Annotated in this window: 22 protein-coding genes; 6 read left to right on the top strand and 16 right to left on the bottom strand. The window is 60.0% G+C overall.

The features are described 5' to 3' along the window. Window positions 1-28: 28 nt before the first annotated feature. On the top strand, window positions 29-715 hold the full coding sequence (locus tag PL640_RS04820) for a metal-binding protein ZinT (protein WP_271360964.1): 687 nt from the start codon (window positions 29-31) through the stop codon (window positions 713-715). Between the two features lie 183 nt (window positions 716-898). Here PL640_RS04820 and PL640_RS04815 read toward each other — a convergent pair whose 3' ends face one another. The 3 genes from PL640_RS04815 to PL640_RS04805 form a co-directional block, all read right to left on the bottom strand. Continuing rightward, entirely contained in the window at window positions 899-1,717 is an 819-nt protein-coding gene (locus PL640_RS04815) for an ABC transporter permease (RefSeq protein ID WP_142839458.1), read from the bottom strand. After that, window positions 1,714-2,502, bottom strand: coding sequence for an ABC transporter ATP-binding protein (locus PL640_RS04810; RefSeq protein WP_269698380.1), 789 nt, complete (start codon window positions 2,500-2,502; stop codon window positions 1,714-1,716). Before PL640_RS04810 ends, PL640_RS04815 begins: the two co-directional genes overlap by 4 nt. A gap of 402 nt (window positions 2,503-2,904) precedes the next feature. Then, the gene (locus PL640_RS04805; protein WP_271360963.1) at window positions 2,905-3,948 is read right to left on the bottom strand and encodes an ABC transporter substrate-binding protein; all 1,044 of its coding nucleotides are present in this window, start codon (window positions 3,946-3,948) and stop codon (window positions 2,905-2,907) included. Between the two features lie 290 nt (window positions 3,949-4,238). On the opposite strand from PL640_RS04805, the gene PL640_RS04800 reads away from it, so the two are divergent. The 4 genes from PL640_RS04800 to PL640_RS04785 all read left to right on the top strand — a co-directional run bounded on the left by PL640_RS04800 (window position 4,239) and on the right by PL640_RS04785 (window position 10,334). Then, entirely contained in the window at window positions 4,239-5,798 is a 1,560-nt protein-coding gene (locus PL640_RS04800; protein ID WP_271360962.1) for a VOC family protein, read from the top strand. A gap of 269 nt (window positions 5,799-6,067) precedes the next feature. Beyond that, complete coding sequence (locus PL640_RS04795) at window positions 6,068-8,839, top strand: DUF2339 domain-containing protein (protein ID WP_271360961.1); 2,772 nt, start codon at window positions 6,068-6,070, stop codon at window positions 8,837-8,839. Further along, the gene (locus tag PL640_RS04790) at window positions 8,836-9,480 is read left to right on the top strand and encodes an HD domain-containing protein (RefSeq protein ID WP_271360960.1); all 645 of its coding nucleotides are present in this window, start codon (window positions 8,836-8,838) and stop codon (window positions 9,478-9,480) included. The genes PL640_RS04795 and PL640_RS04790 overlap by 4 nt, the downstream gene beginning before the upstream one ends. Window positions 9,481-9,491: 11 nt before the next feature. Beyond that, complete coding sequence (locus PL640_RS04785; RefSeq protein ID WP_271360959.1) at window positions 9,492-10,334, top strand: MOSC domain-containing protein; 843 nt, start codon at window positions 9,492-9,494, stop codon at window positions 10,332-10,334. A gap of 192 nt (window positions 10,335-10,526) precedes the next feature. On the opposite strand, the gene PL640_RS04780 is transcribed toward PL640_RS04785, so the two are convergent. After that, the gene (locus tag PL640_RS04780; RefSeq protein ID WP_271360958.1) at window positions 10,527-11,261 is read right to left on the bottom strand and encodes a class I SAM-dependent methyltransferase; all 735 of its coding nucleotides are present in this window, start codon (window positions 11,259-11,261) and stop codon (window positions 10,527-10,529) included. Window positions 11,262-11,441: 180 nt separating this feature from the next. Between PL640_RS04780 and PL640_RS04775 the strand changes: the two genes are divergently transcribed. Then, window positions 11,442-12,656: an MFS transporter gene (locus PL640_RS04775; protein WP_271360957.1), complete on the top strand. Its 1,215-nt coding sequence runs from the start codon at window positions 11,442-11,444 to the stop codon at window positions 12,654-12,656. Between the two features lie 2 nt (window positions 12,657-12,658). On the opposite strand, the gene recO is transcribed toward PL640_RS04775, so the two are convergent. From recO to rpoZ, 12 genes are all read right to left on the bottom strand, one after another. Then, a complete protein-coding gene (gene recO, locus PL640_RS04770) occupies window positions 12,659-13,423 on the bottom strand; it encodes a DNA repair protein RecO (RefSeq protein ID WP_271360956.1) in 765 nt (254 codons plus the stop codon). Between the two features lie 56 nt (window positions 13,424-13,479). Next, entirely contained in the window at window positions 13,480-13,857 is a 378-nt protein-coding gene (locus PL640_RS04765; protein ID WP_271360955.1) for a response regulator, read from the bottom strand. Between the two features lie 136 nt (window positions 13,858-13,993). After that, on the bottom strand, window positions 13,994-14,746 hold the full coding sequence (locus PL640_RS04760) for a Crp/Fnr family transcriptional regulator (RefSeq protein WP_271360954.1): 753 nt from the start codon (window positions 14,744-14,746) through the stop codon (window positions 13,994-13,996). A 9-nt stretch (window positions 14,747-14,755) separates the two neighbouring features. Further along, a complete protein-coding gene (locus PL640_RS04755) occupies window positions 14,756-15,121 on the bottom strand; it encodes a hypothetical protein (RefSeq protein ID WP_271360953.1) in 366 nt (121 codons plus the stop codon). After that, a complete protein-coding gene (gene era, locus PL640_RS04750; protein WP_035218044.1) occupies window positions 15,090-16,040 on the bottom strand; it encodes a GTPase Era in 951 nt (316 codons plus the stop codon). Before era ends, PL640_RS04755 begins: the two co-directional genes overlap by 32 nt. Window positions 16,041-16,113: 73 nt before the next feature. Continuing rightward, window positions 16,114-16,833 (bottom strand): ribonuclease III, encoded by a 720-nt coding sequence (gene rnc, locus PL640_RS04745; protein ID WP_142839449.1) that lies wholly within the window; start codon window positions 16,831-16,833, stop codon window positions 16,114-16,116. Beyond that, window positions 16,830-17,576 carry a signal peptidase I gene (gene lepB, locus PL640_RS04740; RefSeq protein WP_046798756.1) on the bottom strand — a complete coding sequence of 249 codons (747 nt, stop codon included), beginning with the start codon at window positions 17,574-17,576 and terminating at the stop codon, window positions 16,830-16,832. Before lepB ends, rnc begins: the two co-directional genes overlap by 4 nt. Before the next feature lie 210 nt (window positions 17,577-17,786). Beyond that, a complete protein-coding gene (acpS, locus tag PL640_RS04735; protein WP_046798755.1) occupies window positions 17,787-18,191 on the bottom strand; it encodes a holo-ACP synthase in 405 nt (134 codons plus the stop codon). Further along, complete coding sequence (locus PL640_RS04730; protein ID WP_269698396.1) at window positions 18,188-18,766, bottom strand: DUF2062 domain-containing protein; 579 nt, start codon at window positions 18,764-18,766, stop codon at window positions 18,188-18,190. The genes acpS and PL640_RS04730 overlap by 4 nt, the downstream gene beginning before the upstream one ends. A gap of 443 nt (window positions 18,767-19,209) precedes the next feature. Continuing rightward, window positions 19,210-19,356: a hypothetical protein gene (locus PL640_RS04725; protein WP_052679647.1), complete on the bottom strand. Its 147-nt coding sequence runs from the start codon at window positions 19,354-19,356 to the stop codon at window positions 19,210-19,212. Window positions 19,357-19,553: 197 nt separating this feature from the next. Continuing rightward, complete coding sequence (locus PL640_RS04720) at window positions 19,554-21,788, bottom strand: RelA/SpoT family protein (protein ID WP_271360952.1); 2,235 nt, start codon at window positions 21,786-21,788, stop codon at window positions 19,554-19,556. Window positions 21,789-21,920: 132 nt separating this feature from the next. Beyond that, window positions 21,921-22,313, bottom strand: coding sequence for a DNA-directed RNA polymerase subunit omega (rpoZ, locus tag PL640_RS04715; protein ID WP_046798752.1), 393 nt, complete (start codon window positions 22,311-22,313; stop codon window positions 21,921-21,923). Window positions 22,314-22,646: the final 333 nt, after the last annotated feature.

The following is a 22,646-nucleotide window of genomic DNA, read 5'->3' as shown; positions in this document are numbered from 1 at the left end:
TCGACGACAGATATGAGAGGGCCAAACAATGCAGAAGACACTCATCCGCGTCACAGGCGCGGTCGCGCTTGGTTCCATGCTGCTGGTGGCAGCCGCTGCCACGGCCGCCGGCGGCAACAAATCCGCCGCCCACAGCCATGACCATGGGCACGATCACGGGCACCAGATGACCGAGGCGGAAAAGAAGATTTACAGCGGTTATTTCGAGGATGCCCAGGTGAAGCCGCGCACGCTTTCCGACTGGGACGGCGACTGGCAGTCTGTTTATCCTTACCTGCTGAACGGTTCGCTTGATTCCGTCATGGCCGAAAAAGCCGCCCATGGCGACAAGACGGCCGCAGAATATCGCGCCTATTACGACATCGGTTACAAGACGGATGTGAACCGCATCGTCATCAAGGGCGACAGCGTGGCTTTCTACAAGGAAGGCAAACCGGTCGAGGGTACTTATGCCAGTGACGGCCAGGAAATCCTGACCTACAAGAAGGGCAATCGCGGCGTAAGATACATCTTCAAGAAGACCGCCGGCGACGAGGCCGCTCCGCAGTTCATCCAGTTCAGCGACCACTCCATCGCTCCGGTAAAGGCCGGCCATTACCACCTCTACTGGGGGAATGACCGCAAGGCCCTGCTGGACGAAGTCACCAATTGGCCGACCTATTATCCCTTCCTGATGGACGGCGCGGATATCGTCAAGGAAATGGCGGCGCATTGAGCCCTAGCAGGCTCACGGCTTTCCGGAGCGTGAGGAACGCCGAGCGCGTGCCTCTTTCGCCTTCTCCCCCCGGGGAGAAGGTCGCGGCAGCGGGTTGAGGAGGCAAGCTCGCCGCATATCTCTGCTATCGCCCCCTCATCCGACCCTTCGGGCCACCTTCTCCCCTGCGGGGAGAAGAAAGCCTCACTGACCCATGGTCGAGCGATGCGCCCATCCGGTCATGCGTTTTTCCAGCCAGGCCATGATGGCGTACATGACGATGCCTTCCACCGCGAGCATCAGGAGGCCGGCAAAAACCAGCGGCACGTTGAACTGGCTCTGTGCCGAACTCATCATGTTGCCGAGGCCATAATTGGAGGCGACGGTTTCCGAGACGACCGAGCCGACGAAGGCGAGCGTGATGGCGATTTTCAGCGAGCCGAAGAAATAGGGCATGGAACGCGGAATGCCGACCTTCAGCATGATATCCATCTTCTTCGCGCCAAGCGCCCGCAGCACGTCCTCGGTTTCCGGCTCGATGGTGGCAAGGCCGGTGGCGACATTGACGACGATGGGGAAGAAGGAAATCAGGAAGGCGGTCAACACCGCGGGAACAGTTCCGATGCCGAACCAGATAACGAGGATTGGCACCAGCGCCACCTTGGGGATGGCGTTAAAGCCGATCATCAAAGGATAAAGCCCGGCATAAATGGTTTTCGACCAGCCGATGAACAGGCCGATTGCAAGACCGGCGACAACAGCGATGGCAAAGCCCAACGTCGTCGTATAAAGCGTCTGCAGCGAATTCTTCCAGATCGGCGACCAATATTGCAGGATGGCCTGACCTACCCTTACCGGCGACGGCAGGATGGTGGGCGGCATTTTCAGCGCGTAGACCAAGAGTTCCCACAGCGCGAAGAGCGCCAGCGTATAAAGCCAGGGAGCGGCCTTCACCCAGTTGACGCGGGCAATCAGCGGCTTGCGCGGCTCGGCCGTGACGGTGCTTTCCATGATCGCGCTCATGCCGCCACCCTCGCCTGCGCGATTTCGCCATGCAGTGCCTGCACCATGTCGTTGAAACCCTTGTCATACATAAGATCGAGCTGGCGCGGACGGGCAAACGGCACGCGGTGTTCCGCCAGGACGCGGCCCGGCCTTGCGCTCATCACAAAAATCTTGTCGGCGAGGAAAGTCGCTTCGCGCAGATCGTGGGTTACCAGAATGATGGTCACGCGCTGCGCGGCGTGCAGGTCACGGATGACGCACCACAATTCCTCGCGGGTGAAGGCATCCAGTGCGCCAAATGGCTCATCGAGCATCAGCAAATCCGGCTCGTGGATCAGCGCGCGGCAGAGATTGGCGCGCTGCTGCATGCCGCCAGAAAGCTGCCATGGATATTTGGCGCCAAAACCCTTCAGGCCGACAATCTCCAGAAGGCGCTCGGCCTTTGCGACATATTCCGCCTTGTGGGCGCGCAGACGACGGCGGTGTTTTTCGACAATTTCCAGCGGCAGCAGGATGTTCTCCAACGTCGTGCGCCAGGGCAGCATCGTCGGGTTCTGAAACGCCATGCCAACGATGGAGACCGGCTCCGTGACCTGCCGCCCGGCAACGATGACATTGCCCTTTTGCGGAATATGCAGCCCCGTCACCAGTTTCATCAGCGTTGACTTGCCGCAGCCCGACGGGCCGACCACGGCGGCGAATTCACCCTTGTCGACCGTCAGGTTCAAACCGGATACGGCCAGCGTGCCGGCCGACCCGCCATAACGCATGTCGACATTGTCTATTTCCACGAGATGTGACATCGCAGTCCCCGTTTTCAGTTGCTAGATGCGCTACCGCCATCGCCGCTTGTTTCTTCTCCCTGCGCGGGGAGAAGGTGGCCCGAAGGGTCGGATGAGGGGGCAACGTCAGCGATAGGCCTAGAGCTTGCCCCCTCATCCCGCTGCCGCGGACTTCTCCCCGGCGGGGAGAAGAAGTGAGCGGCGCCCACTCGGCCCATTCGATTGTCCTGCGGAGGCTACGGCTTCAAGAGCATGGCAAAACCGTTCCGCTTGTTTCTTCTCCCCGCCGGGGAGAAGGTGGCCCGAAGGGTCGGATGAGGGGGCAACGTCAGCGATAGATCGCACCCTTGCCCCCACATCCCGCTGCCGCGGACTCCTCCCCGGCGGGGAGAAGAAACAAGCGGCACCCGCTCGTTTTATCCTTCAGGGAAGCATGCGTTCTTCCTTGGCTGGCAGGTAGGTCGCATCGAACACCTGTTCCGCCTTCACATTGCCCTTCAGGCCCATGGAAACCTTCAACGTCTCGATGGAGGCGGCAAGCCGGGCCGGATCGACGCCGCCCATGCCGTTTTCCACCACATAGGGCGTCTTGATGTTCATGCTGTTGGCCATGTTGAGGCGCTCCAGCTCAATGGCGCTGTCGAGCGTCTCATTGCGCTTCAGCACCGCCGCCACGCCCTCTTCCGGGGTCTTGACGGAATCTGAGAAGCCCTTGGCCAGTGCCTTGAGGAAGCCCTTGACGGCTTCAGGGTTTTTCTCAGCGAAATCAGTGTTTACCAGCACCGCATTGCCATAGAGATTCAAGCCGTGCTCGGCCATCAGGATGGTCGAGATGTCGTCATCGGCAATGCCCTGCTTCTTCAGGTTGAGGATGACAGAAAAAGCAAAACCGAAGACGGCATCGACATCGCCCTTGGCAAGCATCGGTTCACGCACGGGAAAACCGATCGATTCGATCTTGATCTTGCTCTCATCAAGACCTGCGACCTGCCTGAAGGCCGGCCATTGCGCAAAGGCGCCATCCGGCGGCGGCGCGCCGAGCTTCTTGCCTTCCAGCGACTTCGGATCACCCGTGACGCCAAGCGACTTGCGGCCGACAACGGCAAAAGTCGGGCGCTCATAGACCATGTAAACGGCCTTGATCTTCTGGCTCGGATCCTCGTCGAGGAACTTCATCACCGAGTTGATATCGCCAAACCCCATCTGGTAGGCGCCCGTTGCCACGCGCGGAATGGCTTCCACCGAGCCATTGCCGCTGTCGATCGTGACGTCGAGGCCTTCCGCCTTGAAGTAACCCTTGTCCAGCGCCAGCAGGAAGCCGGCGGCCGGGCCTTCGAATTTCCAGTCGAGCGTGAATTTGACCGGCGTTTCGGCATAAGCGCCCGTCACCGGCAGCACCATTCCGGCCGTAACGCCGATGGCAGCAATGACTAGCGCTTTGGACAACAACCTGCGCGTTAAGATCATCTATTCCCCCTGATGGTTTTGTTGGATTGGTTGCATAAGAGCCAATTCCCACCCGCAAGGCAAGATAAAATTGCATACAAAATAGCCATTATTGTGTATGCTCATTTTATATGCAACTTAGATCGATATGGAGGCAAAAAGCCCGGTTTCTGCGCAGCGTGCGTGCAACGAAGCGGAAGCAACATCGTTCACGCAGAGAACACAGCGTTCTCATTTGCCGGGGTTGCGGATCAGGCGCAGCGTAGGACAAATAGGGCCACGAACAGCAGGCGAAACGACGGGACGGCAAGATGAATTCTGCACTGGGCATACACCACATCACCATGATCACCCGGAAGGTGCAGGCGAATGTGGATTTCTACGCCGGCTTTCTCGGTTTGAAGCTGGTCAAGCGCACCGCCGGCTTCGAAGACGCCATGCAGCTTCACCTGCTTTATGGCGACGACATCGCCTCGCCCGGTTCGCTTCTGACATTTCTCGTCTGGGAAGATGGCGGCCAGGGCCGCGTCGGTTACGGCCAGACACTGGAAGTCTCGGTAGCGATCGATCCGGCCGCGATCGGCTTCTGGCTGACGCGGGCACTGAAATTCGGCATCCGCGCCGAGGGGCCATCCGACGAATTCGGCGAGCCGGTCATCCGGCTGAAAGATCCTGACGGCCTGATCGTCAAGTTGGTCGGCACCCATGCCTTTGCCGATGCGACGCCACATGTGACGGACGACATTTCTGCGCAGGACGCGATTCGCCGCATCTATGGTGCGACGATGCTGAGCGAGGTACCGGAAGAAACCGTGGCGTTTCTGGAGAAACATTTCGGCTACCGTCAGGAAAGCCAGACCGGCGCGATCCGCCGGCTCGTCTCCGACAGCGGCGACATCATCGACGTGCGCGACGCCACCGGCTTCTGGTCCAGCGCGCCGGGCACCGGCACGGTCGATCACATCGCCTTCCGCGCCGAGGATATCGATGAGCTGAATGCGGTGCTCACCGGGCTGAAATCGCTCAATTCCAGCACCACCAATGCCCATGACCGAAAGTATTTCCATTCGCTTTATGTCCGCGAACCGGGCGGCGTGCTGATCGAAATGGCAACCGATGGCCCCGGCATGACGATCGACGAACCGCTGGAAGCGCTCGGCAAACAATTGTTCATTCCGCCGCTGTTCATGAAGGACGAGGCGGATGTGCGCGTCGCCCTGCCGCAATTTTCCATGCCGGGCGAGGAGCGCATCATTTATCGCGACCTGCCCTTCGTGCACCGGTTCTATACGCCGGAGGAACCGGATGGCAGCACCATCATCCTGCTGCACGGCTCGGGCGGCAGCGAAACGAGCCTGATGCCGCTGGCGCACAGGGCCGCGCGCGGCGCGACACTTTTAGGCGTGCGTGGCCGCAGCACGGAAGAAGAGATCGCCCGCTGGTTCCGGCGTTTCCCCGATTTCAGCTTCGACCAGACTGATATTGCGGCAGAAGCAGAGGCCTTTGCCGCCTTTGTCGAAGGTGCAATCCGTTCCTACGGTGTTGATCGTTCGAAGCTGCGGTTTATCGGCCATTCGAATGGTGCAAATTTCTATGCGGCCTTTGCCGCACTTTATCCCGACCTTGCCGGAGACGCCCTGCTCTACCGGCCCATGCCGGTTCTCGATACATGGCCGCAAACTGGTCTTTCCGGCCGCAATTTCCTGCTCGTCGCCGGCGAACGCGACAAATATCGCGACGGAGCAACCGAGCTGCAAGGCCGGCTTGCGGCGAGCGGCGCAGAGGCACGGGTGGAAATGCTGGATGACGGGCATGAACTGGGGCTTGCGGATATAGAAGCGGCACGGCTCTGGCTGGCGGCGGCTTCCTGATTCAAGGTTGCAGCATTGGAACGAGCAGGTGCCGCTTGTTTCTTCTCCCCGCCGGGGAGAAGGTGGCCCGAAGGGTCGGATGAGGGGGCAGCGCCAGCGATGGACCTCACCCTTTCCCCCTCATCCCGCTGCCGCGGACTCCTCCCCGGCGGGGAGAAGAAACAAGTGACACCCGCTCGCTCCATGTTACCCCCTGCCATACATCAACCGGGCCTTGCATAAATTCGCCAAAAGGGCTTTAAAAACAGCTTCGTAATTGGAGAGCCCGTTTGGAAATCCCGTTTCTCATCCTCGCCCTCATCGCGGCCTTTATCTACACGCTGGTCGCGAGCATCCGTAATTCAAGCCGAATCAAGTCGCTGGAACGTGAGGTCCTCAGCCTCAAGCGGCTGATGGCTGCCGGGGTCACGTCTCCCTTGGCTGCACGGGCTGAAAGCGCGGAATCCTCGGAAAAGACGGATTTCGAGGCGGAAGAGACAAGCGGAGATTTGCCCGAAGCAGCGGCTTCCCAAGCTGAATACACCTCCAAGCCGGAAGAATCCGCCGCGATAGTGGAAGCTGGGGACATAACCCGTGAAGAAGCGCCGCCGGCGCTTGCCAGCGAGACCGCGTCCGCGCCGGCCACGAAAGAAAGCTTCGAAAGCCTGCTCGGCGCACGCTGGGCGGTCTGGGCCGGCGGGCTGGCGCTGGCGCTGGGCGGCATTTTCCTCGTCAAATATTCGATCGAATCGGGGCTGCTGAGCCCAGCGGTCAGGCTTTCGCTTGCCGCCATTTTCGGCCTCGTTCTCGGGCTTGCCGGCGAAGCGATCCGCCGCAAGGCGGTGCCGGGCATCGCCACCGCCTATTCCAACGCGATGGTACCCGGCGTGCTGACGGCGGCCGGCGCATTAACGCTGTTCGGCGTGGTTTATGCGGCCTATGGAATTTATGACTATATCGGCTCCGGAACCGCCTTCATCCTGCTCGGGCTTGTCGCCTTTGCCACCATTGGCCTGTCGCTTCTGCATGGGCAGGCGCTGGCCGGTCTCGGTCTTCTTGGCTCGATGCTGACGCCGGCGCTGATTTCCAGCGAAACGCCGAATATCTGGGCGCTGTTCGTTTTCCTGACCATCTCGTGGCTGGCGACCGCGGCCGCAGCGCGCAGGCAGGGCTGGACCGTGGTTCCGTCCCTTGCCAATGTCGGCCTTGGCCTCTGGGCGCTCGGCTATATCGGCTTTTCCGAGACGATCAATGCCGAACCACCAACACTTGCATTGCTCGTCATGCTGGCCGGTACGATCTTCCTGTGGCCCGGAAAACACCTCGATACACCGCCGGTAGAAACCGGCGAAACCGCAGCCCCGGAGCGGCGCGCCATCCGTGCCCTAAGGCTTTTGTTGCGCCCGTCACTTGCCATCAACCTCACCGTATCGATGGCCGTCATCCTGCCGGCCATCGGCTTCCTGTTCGCCAGTGGCGGCATCGACACCCACCCGGCGCTGATCGTTTCGGCGCTCATCGCAGCGCTTGCGGCCCTTGGTACCGCCCGCCACTACGCGGTGTGGCCGGCCATCATCGCAGCACTCGGCGCGCAGACGGCGGTTGCGCTGATGTCGCGGCAGGGCATCGATTTCATCGGCCTTATCAACGATACCGGCGTAACCCTTCCGCCCGTCGGAACAGGCTATACGGCTGAAATCGCCATGGCGCTTGGTCTTGGCGCTGTCTTCGTGCTCTGCGCCTTCTCCTTCCTGAAACGCAAGGGCGCTGACGATGCGGATTTTGCCCAGCTGTGGGCAGGTATTGCCGCGCTGTTCCCGGTCTGGCTGGCAACCGCAAGCTTCGTTGAATATGGCAATCTCGGCCGCGACTGGCTGCACGCCGCCTATGGTCTCGGCCTCGGCCTGGTGCTGATTGCCGGGGCCGAGTGGCTGCACCGGCAGGACAAAGAGGTCTATCGCAAGCCGCTCAACATTCTCGTGCTCGGCTCGTTTGCCGCCTTCGCGCTCAGCCTGCACACGCTGACGGAAGGGCTCGCGACAACCGTTCTGCTTTCGGTCATCGGCTTTGTTTATGTGCTGGCCAGCCGTTACCGCAACTGGGATGTGCTGCCCTGGGTCATGGCAGTGGCAAGTGTTGCCGTTCTCGGCCGCATTGCCTGGGAACCCACCATTGTCGGGCCGCAAAATCTTGGGACCACACCAGTCTTCAACGCGCTTCTGCCGGGTTATGGCATTCCCGCACTGCTGGCCGTCGCCTCGGCCTGGCTGCTGCGCGACTGGCCGGGGGTCAGGGCGAAAAACTTCCTGCAGGCGATTGCCAGCGTCATGGGGCTTCTCGCCGTCGCCATCCTCATCCGCCACGCGATGAATGGCGGCACGCTTGATAACAGCGTGCCGACGCTTGGCGAACAGTCGATCTACACGCTGCTGACCATCGGCTTCTCGGGTGTATTGATGACGCTGGATCTCAAGAGCCCCAGCCCCGTCTTCCGTTACGGTTCGATGATTGCCGGCGTGATCGCCGTCATCAACGTGCTGACGATGCATTTCTTCACGCTCAACCCTTATTTCACCGGCGAAAACACCGGGCGCATTCCGGTCCTCAACCTGCTGCTGATCGGTTACCTCCTGCCGGCGCTCGCCTATGGCGGCCTTGCCTATTACGCGCGCGGCAAACGTCCGCCGCCCTATGTCAGCATGCTGGCGGTGGCGGGTGCGGCACTCGGTTTTGCCTGGGCAACGCTTTCGGTCCGCCGGTTCTGGCAGGGCGAAAACATCGCCGACTGGAAGGGTTTTATGCAGGGCGAGACCTACAGCTATTCGGTGGTCTGGTTGCTGATCGGCGTGCTGCTGCTAGTGCTCGGCTCGCGCTTTAATGCCCGCAGCCTGCGTCTGGCATCGGCCGCCTTCGTGCTGATCTCTGTCGCCAAGGCATTCCTGATCGACATGAGCAACCTTGAAGGCGTGCTGAGAGCCCTGTCCTTCATCGGGCTTGGCGCAGTGCTGATCGGCATCGGCCTGTTCTACCAGAAAATCCTGACCCGGAAGCCGCAGGCATGATCGCGGCCGAGGCTTTCGCGCCCTATGCGGCGCTTGCGCAGGATCTGATTCCGCATGCCGCCGATGCTGGCGACGGCTCGCATGATCTTGCCCATATTCACCGCGTCTTCCGCAACGCCATGCGCATCCATGCGGGCGAAGGCGGCAATGGAACCGTGCTGGCGGCCAGCGTGCTGTTGCATGATTGCGTGGCGGTGGAAAAGAACTCGCCGCTGCGGGCGCAGGCCTCGCGGCTGGCGGCAGAAAAGGCCTCCGGCATTCTGGCCGGGCTCGGCTGGCAGCAGAAAGATATCGACGCCGCCGCACACGCCATCACCACCCACAGCTTTTCAGCCAATATCGAGCCGCAGACGCTGGAGGCAAAAATCCTTCAGGATGCCGACCGGCTGGATGCCATCGGCATGGTGGGGGCAGCCCGCTGCTTTTACATTGCCGGACGCATGGGCTCGGCGCTTTACGATCCGGTCGATCCGCTCGCGAAGGACCGGCCACTTGACGACCGCGCCTTTGCCATCGATCATTTCGAAACCAAGCTCTTCAAACTGGCGGACGGCTTTCGCACCGGGACGGGGCGGCAGATGGCCAAAGCCCGCCATGAGCGGCTGCAACAGATACTCGAGCTGTTTCTCGACGAGATTTGAGGATATCCAATATGCGTGTGACCGAACTCAACATCTATCCGCTGAAAAGCGCGCGCGGCATTCCCCTCTCCGAGAGCGCTGTTTCGGCCGAGGGCCTGCCCGGCGACCGTCGCGCCATGTTGATCGACCCTTCCGGCCATTTCATCACCCAGCGCGAATTGCCTGCTCTCGCCACGGTTCTGGCGCGGCATGAGGATGGCGGCATGGCGCTTGCGCGGGAAAAGGACGACAAGATCGTCGCAAGACCGTCCGGAGAGCGCATGGATGTGGCGGTGTGGAAATCGATCGTCAGCGCCAACATCGCCGATGACGAGACCAACGATACGCTTTCGGCATGGCTGGGGCGCGAGGTGAAGCTGGCATTCTTCGATGATACCTCGAAACGCGTTGCAAGCCTCGAATGGACCGGCAACGAAACACCCGTCACCTTTGCGGATGGCTACCAGATCCTCGTCACCACCACCGCCTCGCTTGCCGCACTGAACGACAATATGCGCGCCAATGGCGAGGATGCCGTCGGCATGGAGCGGTTCCGGCCGAATATCGTGCTGGATACGGACGAGCCATGGGCGGAAGACCGCTGGGCGGCCATCGAGATCGGCGGCATCCGTTTTGATCTGGTCAAACCCTGTGCCCGCTGCATCATGACCACGCAGGACCAGATAACCGGCTCCCGCGATGTGCCCTCGCCCATGAAAGCCATGGGCCGCATCCGCATGTCGGGTGATCGGCGCGTACCCGGCCCGCTGTTCGGCTGGAACGTAACACCGCGCAGTCAGGGCAGACTGTCGGTCGGCGATGTGGCCAAGGTGGTCGAGGAACGGCCGGAAGGCTGGGCGATCAAGAGGCGGTAGGCCGGTCCAGGTCAGATCGAACCCAAGGGACGCGGATGTTCCCAACGCCGCCGCCAGCTCCCTCATTCCTGTGCTTGTCACAGGAATCCAGTCAGCCCAAGTCCTTGGGCTGAAAAGACTCTTTCCGCCACGCAGACGCGTGTCGACTGGATCCCTGTGACAAGCACAGGGATGAGGAGAGGATGGAATCGATCACGGCTTGCGAGCGCTGACGATCAGAAAGATCGGACGGCGATCTTCGTGCTTCATCTCCGGTCGCTCCGCGAGCAAGGCGGGATCGGGCCTCGGCTCGGCCAGACGCGTCAGGGCAAAACCGGCAGAAAGCAGGCTGTTGAGAATGCCTGACACCGTGCGGTGATATTTGACGACATCATCCGCCATCCAGTTGGAATGGCGCACGCCTTCGTTCTGGTAATCGTCGAGCGGCCAGTGGAGGATTTCGCCCTTCTCGTCATAGAACCAGTCCTGTTTTTCCAGCGCCGTGAAAACGGGATGTTCGATGGAAAAGATGAACTCACCGCCGGATTTCAGCACGGCGGAAACTTTCGCGAATGCCAGGTCGAGATCGCGGACATAATGCAGGGCAAGAGAACTCAGCACCACATCGAAACTTTCCGGCGGAAAATCGATGTCCTCGATTGCCGCCCGACGATATTCGATACCGGGGCCGCCATTTATTTCGGCGGCACGGCGCAGCATGTTTTCCGAAAGATCAACGCCGACGACACGGGTCGCCCCCTGCTCTGCCGCATAACGGCAATGCCAGCCGAAACCGCAGCCGAGATCGAGAAGGTTGCGGCCCTGCAACGGCGGAAGCATGGCGCGCAGCTCGTGCCATTCGCCGGCCTGCCGCAGCCCTTCCACGGAGCGCGGCATGGCGCTGTAGCGCTCGAAGAACCCGGCGTCGTCGTAAATATTCTGCTTCATCGTCATCTCTCCGGAATTCCGGCAATAATGTGCGGGCATCCCATCAATCCCATGAATAATGGGGGTCAAGAAAAGTCGCTAGTGGGGACGGCTGACAAAAGCTAATATTCATCCCGATCAGAGGGAATCTGCAGAAGATTTGTGCCATCTCCAAGGCGCATGCTGCAGCAGGAGAATTTCATGTCGCAAGCCACACGCCAGACCATGCCCTGGCTGATTATCGCCGCCGGGTCGCTGATTGCCGTCATGACCTTCGGTCCGCGTTCGGCCATGGGCTTTTTTCAGCTGCCGATGCTGGCCGACACCGGTTGGGATCGTTCCACCTTCGGCCTCGCCATGGCCCTGCAGAACCTGTTTTGGGGCCTCGGCCAGCCCTTCTTCGGCGCAATCGCCGATAAATACGGCACGGGCCGCGTGCTTGTGCTCTCAGGCTTTCTTTATGCCGCCGGCCTCATCTGCATGTCCTTCGGCACCTCGCCCTTCTGGCTGCATTTCGGCGGCGGCGTGCTTGTCGGGCTTGGCATCGCCGCCGGCTCCTTCAGCGTTATCCTGTCGGCCTTTGCACGCCACGTCACGCCGCAGCAGCGCTCGCTTGCCTTCGGCATCGGCACGGCGGCGGGCTCTGCCGGCATGTTCCTGTTCGCGCCGATCAGCCAGGGGCTGATCTCCAACTATGGCTGGTCGGACAGCCTCGTCTGGCTTGCCGTGATGATGATGCTGGTGCCGCTGCTCGCCTTCCCGATGCGTGGCAACTCCTCTTCCGGCAGCCAGTCACAGACGCAGTTCCAGCAGACGGCGGGCGAAGCGCTGCGGGAAGCACTTGGCCACAAGAGCTATATCCTGTTGACGACAGGCTTCTTCGTCTGTGGTTTCCAGGTGGCCTTCATCACCGCGCATTTCCCGGCCTATCTCGGCGATATCGGCATCGAGCCGCGCTACGCCGTCATTGCCATGGCGCTGATCGGCTTCTTCAATATCATCGGGTCATTGGCCGCCGGCGTCATCGCCCAGCGTTATTCGAAACCCTATATGCTGGCCTATATCTATATCGCCCGCTCGGTTGTCGTGACGGCCTTCCTGCTCCTGCCGCAATCACCGCTTTCGGTCATCCTCTTCGCAGCCGTCATGGGCATTCTATGGCTTTCCACCGTGCCGCCCACCAATGCGCTGGTGGCGATCATGTTCGGCACACGCCATCTCGGCATGCTCGGCGGCGTCGTGTTCCTGTCGCACCAGATCGGCTCGTTCCTCGGCGTCTGGCTCGGCGGCTTCCTTTACGACCGGCTGGGCTCCTATGATCTCGTCTGGTGGCTTGGCGTCGGCATGGGGATTTTTGCGGCCATCGTGCACTGGCCCATTCAGGAGCGACCCGCGCCGCGCCCGGCCATGGCCTGAGACTACACGGCTTCATCGAGCGCGGGCGGTGACGCCCTGCGCTGCAGCGCCTTCAGTGCCGCCTGCACGAAACCGTCGCGGGCGGCGTTTTCATTCAAGCCACGCGGATCATAGACATGCCGGTTAAGAAAATGGGCCGTCAGGCGAAAGGCCGCCGCGAGGCTTTCGGGATCGGCAGCTTTCGACTGGCCCTCACCGAGAAAAGCGGGCAATGACAGCATCCGGGCCGCATAGGGCGCGCCTGCCGTGCGGCAAACCGCCCTGCCGGTTTTCGGCGACACATAGATGAGATCAGTGCGCAGCCCCGTCGCCGCACATTCGGTAAGATCAAGCCCGAAACCGAGATCGTTCAGCACCGCGAGTTCAAACCGCACGAACAATTCCCCGGCATCGGCCGGATCGTGGAGATTGTCGAGGATGATGTCGAGCGCCTGATAGAGATGCGGGTGCGGATCACGTTCCGGCAGAAGCCTGAGAAGCGCGCCCATGGCCTGCACGCCGTAAACGGCGGTCGCCGTTTCCATCAGCTGTGCGGCGCGCAATTGCAGCGGCTCGATGCGGTATTCGCCAAGATGGTCGTCAAGTCGCGCCCGCCAGATGACATCCACCCGGTTTCCCGCCTGCAACACCGGCTGCATGCTGCGGGAGCGACCGGAGCGCACCATGCCCAGATGGCGGCCGCGCGTACGGGTCATCACCTCAGCGATGACGCTCGTCTCGCCATGGCGTTTTACCCCGAGAATGATTGCCTCATCCTGCCACTGCATGAAACCTGTCCGAATTTCGATTCAAGCCGGATCATAACCGATCCGGCGACGAAACGTTATTCTTTTACGGCGTCATTCGAAACGCCGAGAAGGCCGAGAACGAAATCCATAATTTCATTTTCTCCGAAGGGCTTGCCGAGCAGAGGCGCATGCGAAAGATCGTCGGGAAACCCTGTCGTATCGCCGTAACCGCTGACGAAACCGAAGGGAATGCCGGCCTCGCGCAGCTGGCGCGCAAAATCATAACTCATGCCGTCGGAAAGGCTGACATCGAGAAGCACGCAATCCGCGCCGTCCTGCTCGACGGTCTGCCTTGCCTGCGCAAGCGTCGTTGCGATGACGATGGTTTCTACACCCATGGACTGGAGGACCGCTTCGACATCAAGCGCCACCAGATATTCATCCTCAACGATGATAACCCGTTGTGGCACCATATGTTTTCTTCTTTCAACAGGAGGGGCAGCCAACTGGCTGCGCGCCGCTCCCTTCAACGTGATGTTCCAGCGCCATGGCTTAGCAGTCGCAAATTGCGACCCCACCGTCATTTAAAAAAGACATGTCAAAAGAAGATCAGATGAAGGGTCTTTGCCGTTTTTCGTCGCTTTCCCAGCCGGCCACATGGCTCAATCCGGTATTGTCGAGCACCAGACAGCCCTTGTCCGTCCAGCGGATGAGGCCGCGATCAACAAGCTTTCTCAAGGTCTTGTTGGTGTGGACGATGGAAAGGCCGAGCGTATCGGCCACATGCTGCTGGGTGACGGGAATAGGCGTTTCGCCGCGCATGAGATCGACAGCCTTCGCCTTGCTGTAAAGAAAGGCGATGAGATAGGCGGCGCGCTCCAGCGCAGTGCGTCGGCCGATGCTGAGCAGATGACTGTCGAGCATGCGTTCCTCGCTCGCAGCAATCCAGGTCAGGTCATAAGCAAGGGTCGGGTGATCGGTGAAGAGGTTGTTGAGGCGCGATCGTTCAAAAACGCACAGCGTTACCGGTGACAGCGCTTCGACCGAATGCTGCATTTCCCCCATCACCGTGCCCTGCAGGCCAACGAGATCGCCCGGCATGACATAGTTGAGGATTTGCCGCCGGCCATCTTCCAGCGTCTTGTAGCGAAAGGCCCAGCCATGCAGCACGGTATAAAGATGGGCGCTGTGCGACCCTTCCATCAAAATGACAGAGCCGCTTTCCACCGCCAGCTCCCCCGTCTTGAAACGGGAGACGAAATCGAGTTCGGAAGGGGCGAAATCCCTGAAATGCGGCAGGTCCCGCAGGGGACATTGCTGGCACGGCGTTGTGGAAATCCCGTTCGGTTTTTTTGGCGACATGAATATCCGTCATCGAAAAAAGGTTGCGCCCAATTGTTTTGGAACAACCCGCCCGAACGCATTCGGTTCCCGATGGTGGCTGAAGATATTCAATTCGTTCAAGGATTGCGTCGCGCGCCCCTCGAACACACAAAAGCGAAGGGCTTGGGCAACCTCGACGTTCTCGTCGGTTCGCGACATTTCCCGCCCGTCATTCCGGCCTTGAGCCGGAATCCAGTCGACGCGCGTCGGCGCGGCGGGACAACTCTTTTCAGCCCAAGGACTCGGGCTGGCTGGATTCCGGCTCAAGGCCGGAATGACGGAAGCGGGTGTGTTTTCGCATTGCGCATATCGCGCCTGCGCGTTACCCCCGCGGAAATTCCAGTCCCATTTCACGGAAGCGTTCGGGGTCATCGCCCCAGTTCTCGCGCACCTTGACGAACAGGAAGAGATGGACCGGCTGCTCGAGGATTTCCGAAAGCTCCTTGCGCGAGGCGGTGGAGATCGCCTTGATCGCGTCGCCGTTCTTGCCGAGCGCGATCTTCTTCTGGCTGTCGCGCTCGACATAGATCACCTGCTCAATGCGTACGGAGCCGTCCTTGCGCTCTTCCCACTTTTCCGTCTCGACATGCGAGGCATAGGGCAGTTCCTGGTGCAGGCGCAGGAACAGCTTCTCGCGGGTGATTTCGGCGGCGAGCTGGCGCATCGGCAAATCGGAAATCTGGTCTTCCGGATAATACCACGGGCCTTCCGGCAGCGCCTCCACCAGATAATCCATCAGGTCTTCGCAGCCCGAACCATTGGTGGCCGAAATCATGAAAGTGCGATCGAAAGCCACCGTCTCATTGGCGGCGGCGGCAAGCTTCAGCAGGTCTTCGCGCTTCACCTGGTCGATCTTGTTGAGGCAGAGGATCTTCTTCTGCGGAACGTCCTTCAGCCCTTCAAGAATGGCCTCGGCATCGCCCTTCAGGCCACGCTCGCTGTCGATCAGCAGCAGAATAAGATCGGCATCCTTTGCCCCACCCCAGGCGGAGGTGACCATGGCGCGGTCAAGCCGGCGGCGCGGCTTGAAGATGCCGGGCGTGTCCATGAAAACGATCTGCGCGTTCTTGTGAATGGCGATGCCGCGCATCACGGCGCGCGTCGTCTGCACCTTGTGGCTGACGATCGAAACCTTGGCGCCAACCAGCCTGTTCACCAGCGTCGACTTGCCGGCATTGGTCGGGCCGATAAGGGCCACAAAGCCGGAACGGGTCGGAAGGTTGTTGTCTTCGCCTTCAATGGCGGGGTTTTCGTGATCGGTCATGTTATCCATCAAGGTCAGAGGTATTCAACATGCGGCCCGCGGGTCCGCCATGCGCTCGATTTTGGCACCCTAAGGTGGGTGCTCAGTTTTTGGTGGGGCTTTTCTGCCAGACGCCTTCGCGCTCCAGCAATCTGGTGGCCGCCACCTGTTCGGCCGCGCGCTTGGAGCGCTCGACGCCGGTTTCCGGCTTCACGCCGGGAATTTCCACCGTCACGGTGAAGCTTGGATCGTGATCCGGTCCGGAGCGATCGTCAACCCGGTAAGCGGGCGTCGTCGCAAATCTGGCATGCGCCCATTCCTGCAACTCGGTCTTGGCGTCGCGCCGCCCGGCATCGACGCGTGTCGCCCGGCTTTGCCAATATTTCAGAACGAACCGGCGGGATGCCTCCAGCCCGCCATCCAGATAGATGGTGGCGATCAGGCTCTCGACCACATCGGCGCGCACGTTCAGCATCGCCTTGCCGGTCAGCTTCTTCACGTCAGATCCGGTGCGGATGAAATTGTGCAGGCCCATCTCGTCGCCGATCGCGGCGCAGGATTCGGCACTGACGAGCTGGTTCAGGCGAACGGACAATTCACCCTCGGTGGCATTGCGGAAGGTTGAAAACAGCAGCTCCGCCACGCAGAGGCCGAGAACACGATCCCCTAAAAATTCCAGCCGTTCGTAATTGCCGGCGGCGGCGGAGCGCGCGCTGGCATGGGTCAAGGCCCGGTCCAGCCGGGCCTTGTCCTTGAATTCATATCCGATCAACGCTTCCAGACGCGAAATCTCGTCCGCCGAAAGCGGCTTGGTCTTGCTCATTCCACAACCTTGAAGAGGCGATCCCAACGCATGTTGGCCGGCCATTCCCAAATGCGGCTGAACGGCGTGTCATTGCCCAGCGAGAAGAAGATGACGCTGGCGCGGCCGATCAGGTTTTCTTCCGGCACGAAGCCGACATCGAATCGGCTGTCGAGCGAATTGTCTCTGTTGTCGCCCATCATGAAATAATGGCCTTCAGGCACCAAGAATTCCCGGGTGTTGTCGCCGCGCGAGTCGGGCGACTGGTCAAGCGTGTCATAGGTGACGCCGTTATCCAGCGTTTCGCGGAAGACGGGGACATTGGCGCCCGGATCGGCGCGGTAATCCGAGGTGAAGGTGCCGTCTGGCTGCTTCGGCACCGGCTGGCCGTTGATGAACAGCACGCCGTTCGTCACCTGAACGCGATCACCCGGCAGGCCGACGAGACGCTTGATGTAATCCACTTCCGGATTTGGCGGCAGGCGGAACACGACGACATCGCCACGCTTGGGCTTGCTGAATTCCAGAATACGGCCCGAAAACAGGTTCGGCGAGAAGGGCAGCGAATATTTCGAATAGCCGTAGGAGAACTTGTTGACGAAAAGATAGTCGCCAACCAGAAGCGTCGGCATCATCGAGCCCGATGGGATCGTGAAGGGCTGAAACAGAACGGTGCGGATGACCATGGCCAGCAGCAGCGCCTGAATGATGACCTTGACGTTCTCCCAGAGGGCGTTCTGCTTCTTCTCAGCTTTTTCGGACACTTAAAGACCTGCCTGATTGTTTCCCGGCTTCTTCGGTTTGACGAAGGCATCGGGGCCGTTGTTTTGTCGTGCCTGCGCCGCATGAAGCAGTCTTCACACAGCCGGCAACGCTTTCATATTTCTGCGACTTCTCTAGAACCTTTCCAGCCCGAAGGGAAGCGCTTCTATGACACGGTTGCAAATAGGCCGCCAATGCGGCCGCACCGGGTCTCAGCCATTCACGGGAAGTGCCTCGATAATCACAAATGCCTGAGCATAAGGGAAATCATCCGTGATCGTCAGGTGGATATTGGCGCGGTGGCCGGCGGGCAGCATGGCCGCCAGTCTTTCCCCTGCCCCATTGGTCAGAAGCATGGTCGGCTTGCCGCCCGGCAGATTGACGACGCCCATGTCCTTCCAGAAGACGCCATTCGCAAGCCCGGTTCCAAGCGCCTTGGAACAGGCTTCCTTGGCGGCGAAACGCTTGGCATAGGAGGCGGCGCGATTCTTGCGGCCGTCGGATTTGGCGCGCTCTATATCGGTGAAACAGCGATGGGTGAAACGTTCGCCAAAACGCTCGATCGACTTTTCAACGCGGCGAATGTCGATCAGGTCGCTGCCCAATCCAATGATCATTTCAACATCTCCAGAGAAGCATTCCTGTTTGCGGCACGGTGGGCAAGATTTTCCATCTTTCGCCGCTGGAAGCCGCTGATCAGGCTATAAACCGCGAAATAGACGATGACCGCGCTGATTGCGGCTGGAAGCAGTGCGCCAACGGTCATGGGCTCCAGCACCGGCGTCCATATCTGCCGGAATTCGAGATGACTGAACAGTGCTACGAAATCCACGTGTTCGGCACTTTCCATCTTCTGCCGGCCGAGAATGAAGTGGCCGATCTCCCAGGTGGACGCCCAGATGAAGGGAAATGTCAGCGGGTTGGCAAATGTGGTGCCAAGTGCAGCCGCAACCAGATTGACGCGCGTGAGGAAACCGAGCGCCATGGCTATGAGAATATGAACGCCGAGAAACGGCGTCCACGCCACGCCGACACCGAGGGCAACACCGGCAGCAACCGAATGTGGAGAGGCGGAAAGCCTGAGAAGACGCAGCTTCATATAGCGCAGCGAACGGGAAAAACCCGTGCGCGGCCAGAAGAGGTCACGAATCTTTTCTGAAAAACCAACGGGTTCACGGCGGCGAAACGGCATGGAGACAGTCTATTTCATCGCCCGGGCGCAGCCAAGAGCATCATAGACGACGCAGGGATTTCTTTTGCAGGTGTATTCTCCGCTTCTGTCATTCCGGCCTTGAGCGGGAACCCAGCCGACATGCGTCTGCACGGCGAGAAGACTCTTTCCCGCCCAAGGACTCGGGCGGGCTGGATGCCGGATCAAGTCCGGCATGACGGACGCGGGATGTCACGAATACAGTGAATATCGAGCATTCGATATCAGTCCCAATTTAGTGTCGTCTATTGCGACAGGGGACTGAACCGGGATTTTTTGCGGCGTATTGGTCAACCAGTTTGGGACAACCGCTTGAAGCGCGCATTCACATGGTTTTGCAAGATACAGGGACGAGCGTGCCAACAACGGCCGTGCACCCTCCAAGTCTCATACGCATGGCGAAGGGCTGCCATGCGCTGAACGCATTACCGGCGGAACATGCCGCGGTCGATTTCGCGCTGGCGGAACTCGAGGTCGACATTCGATACCGAGCCGCTGAGATATTCGAATTCGCGTTCCTGCGTGGTCTTGCCACGAACGGCACGGGCGATCTTGCGAAGCGGAGTAAACATGATTTTCGGTCCTTTCGGTTTGGGAGTGGCGTTTCTCATCGGTGTAAATCCCACCGGCACGCCGCGTTTCCCGTCTTCAATTTCTGAAAGGAAGATAGTCTCAAACCCTGCCTGCGACCAGAGACAGGAAAAGGCCGCTGCCATGCATCCAACGCATAACAGCGGCCTTTCGAGTTACGATGGCGACTAAAAATGCCTCAATCGAAGGCACGTGCCACTGTTGATACGCAGTCGAGATCTTTCAGCTGCGACAGAAGCTGGTTCAGCTGCCGCAGATCCCAGACTTCGACATCCAGCGCCAGCTCGGAGAAGTCCGTACCGATGCGGACCATGTTCAGCCCGCGAATATTGACATCCAGCGTCGCGATCGATTGCGCCACCGAGGCGAGCGTGCCCGGCTCATTCAGCGCATTGATCATCACCCGCGCCATGAAGCGCGACTTGTTGGCCTCATCGAGATCCCAGCGGACATCGATCCAGCGCTCCGGTTCATCGTCGAAGCGTTGCAGCGCCGGCGCCTGAATGGGATAGATGGTGATGCCCTTGCCTTTTTCCATGATACCGACGATGCGGTCTCCCGGAACGGCGCCGGCGGCACCGAAATGCACGTCGACATTGCCGGAAAGGCCGCGGATCGGCAGCGGGTCGGGTCCATCCAGCATCTCGGCCGCGCCATCGTCCTCAAGCACGGAGCGCGACTTGCCGGGGATCTTGAAGACCATGCCGGAGGCGCTGCGCATGTTGAACCAGCCATCATCGCCGGTCATCTTCACCGTGACGCGCTCATCCTGATAATCCGGATAGACCGCCCGCAGCACATCGAGCGAGGAGACCTCACCGCGACCGACGGCGGCGATGGCGTCTTCAACATCCTTCTGCGCCAGACGATGCAGCACGGGCTTCAGGGCTTCCCGCGAGAAAGCCTTGCCGGCGCGCTCGAAGGTGCGCTCGAGAATGCGGTAACCGAGGCCGGAATATTGCTTGCGGATGGCCATGCGGGTGGCGCGACGGATGGCCGAGCGAGCCTTGCCGGTCACCACCACCTCTTCCCAAGCGGCCGGCGGCACCTGCACGCCGGAGCGGATGATCTCCACCTCGTCGCCATTGTTGAGCCGGGTGACGAGCGGCATGATCCGCCCGTTGATCTTGGCGCCAACCGTGGTGTCACCGATATTGGTATGAACGGCATAAGCGAAATCGATGGGCGTCGCGCCGCGCGGCAGCGCAATCAGCTTGCCCTTCGGCGTGAAGCAGAACACCTGATCCTGGAAGAGTTCAAGCTTGGTGTGCTCGAGGAACTCTTCCGGGCTGTCGCCTTCGGCCAGCGATTCGATGGTGTGGCGCAGCCAGGAATAGGCGTTCGATTCCGGCGAGAGCAGATCGCCCTCCCCGTTTTCACCATCCTTGTAAAGCGCATGGGCGGCGATGCCGAATTCGGCGATCTCATGCATGCGCTTGGTGCGGATCTGCAGCTCGATACGCTGGCGCGACGGGCCAACGATGGTGGTGTGTATGGAACGATAGTCGTTCTGCTTGGGTGTCGAGATATAATCCTTGAAGCGGCCCGGCACGACGCGCCAGCGCGTATGCACGACACCCAGCGCCCGGTAGCAGGACGGAATATCATCCACCAGAATGCGGAAACCGTAGACATCGGAAAGCTGCTCGAAGGAAAGCGACTTCGACTGCATCTTGCGGAACACCGAATAGGGTTTCTTCTGCCGCCCTTTGACATAGGCGCCGACCAGACCATTCGCCACGAGAAGCTCGCGCAGCTCGTCCTCGATCTTTTTGATCAGCCCTTCATTGCGCGTTTCCAGTTCCTGCAGGCGGTTCGTCACCGTGCCATAGGCTTCCGGGTTGAGATACCGGAAGGACAGGTCCTCCAGCTCGTCGCGCATATCCTGCATACCCATGCGGCCGGCGAGCGGCGCATAGATTTCCATCGTCTCCTCGGAAATGCGGCTGCGCTTGTCGGCCGGCATATATTCCATGGTGCGCATATTGTGCAGGCGGTCGGCGAGCTTGACCAGGAGAACACGCACGTCATCGGAAATGGCGAGCAGCAGCTTGCGCAGGTTTTCGGCCTGCTTGGCCTTGCGGGTGACGAGATCGAGTTTCTTGAGCTTGGTCAGCCCTTCCACCAGCCGGCCGATGTCCTCGCCGAAGAGCTCGTCGATTTCGGCGCGGGTGGCCGTGGTGTCCTCGATCGTATCGTGCAGCAACGCCACCGCGATGGTCGATTCGTCGAGATGCATTTCGGTGAGGATGGCGGCAACTTCCAGCGGATGCGATATATAGGGGTCGCCATTGGCCCGCTTCTGCTGGCCATGTTTCTGCATGGCATAAACATAGGCCTTGTTCAGCAGGGCCTCATTCGCATCCGGTTTATATTTTTGAACCCGCTCGACGAGTTCGTATTGCCGCATCATGCGATATTCCACAAAAAGAAAGCGCGCCAACCTTGGGGTCGGCGCACAATGCTGCATCAATAGGGATCAGATTATGACGGGAAATATTGACAGACGGTAACCACCGCCCGCCAATGGCGTCATAAACTTAGATCAATAGTCGTCATTTTTTTCCGGCGGCACAAGGCCTTCGATACCGGCCAGCAGTTCTTCTTCCGACATCTGGTCGAAAGTAACGGTTTCCGGCTGGTCGTCGTCTTCGCCATCGGCGCCAGTGGAGGCGGCAAGCGTGACCGGATCGGGCTCGGGCTCGTCCACTTCCACATGCTTCTGCAGCGAATGGATGAGGTCTTCCTTCAGGTCGTCAGGCGATAGCGTCTCGTCAGCGATTTCGCGCAGCGCCACAACCGGGTTCTTGTCGTTGTCGCGGTCAACCGTGATGGAGGACCCTTGAGAAATCTGGCGCGCACGGTGGCTGGCGAGAAGCACCAGTTCGAAACGGTTGTCTACTTTATCAATGCAATCTTCAACTGTGACGCGGGCCATTGCCTGTCCTTTGCGTGTCGTAATGTCGTGGATCAGAGCGCCGTGCTTTCTTCGGGATGCACAAGGGATGCTCTAACCTATTGAATCTGCGCTTCGTGCCCTGCGAAAAACATTCAGGATTTCGCGCGACGAAGCTTTCCAGCTTCCGATACAGCCATTGGCCGCGGAATTCAAGTTTTTCCTGTCTTTGGCGTCTTTTGGCACCTTATTGCCGATGTTTGGCGTCTGATGAACAAAATGTCTAGAAGAATTGTCTTGGAATACGGGGGAAGGTAGCTTACTTAAAACGCAACGGCGGTGCGCAAAGCTCGTTGATACCACATGTCTTTTTGC

This window comes from Agrobacterium sp. ST15.16.024 (assembly GCF_027956545.1).
Lineage (GTDB): Bacteria > Pseudomonadota > Alphaproteobacteria > Rhizobiales > Rhizobiaceae > Agrobacterium > Agrobacterium cucumeris.
Note: the sequence above shows the minus strand (reverse complement) of the source record. Positions and strands in the feature narration are given on the sequence as shown.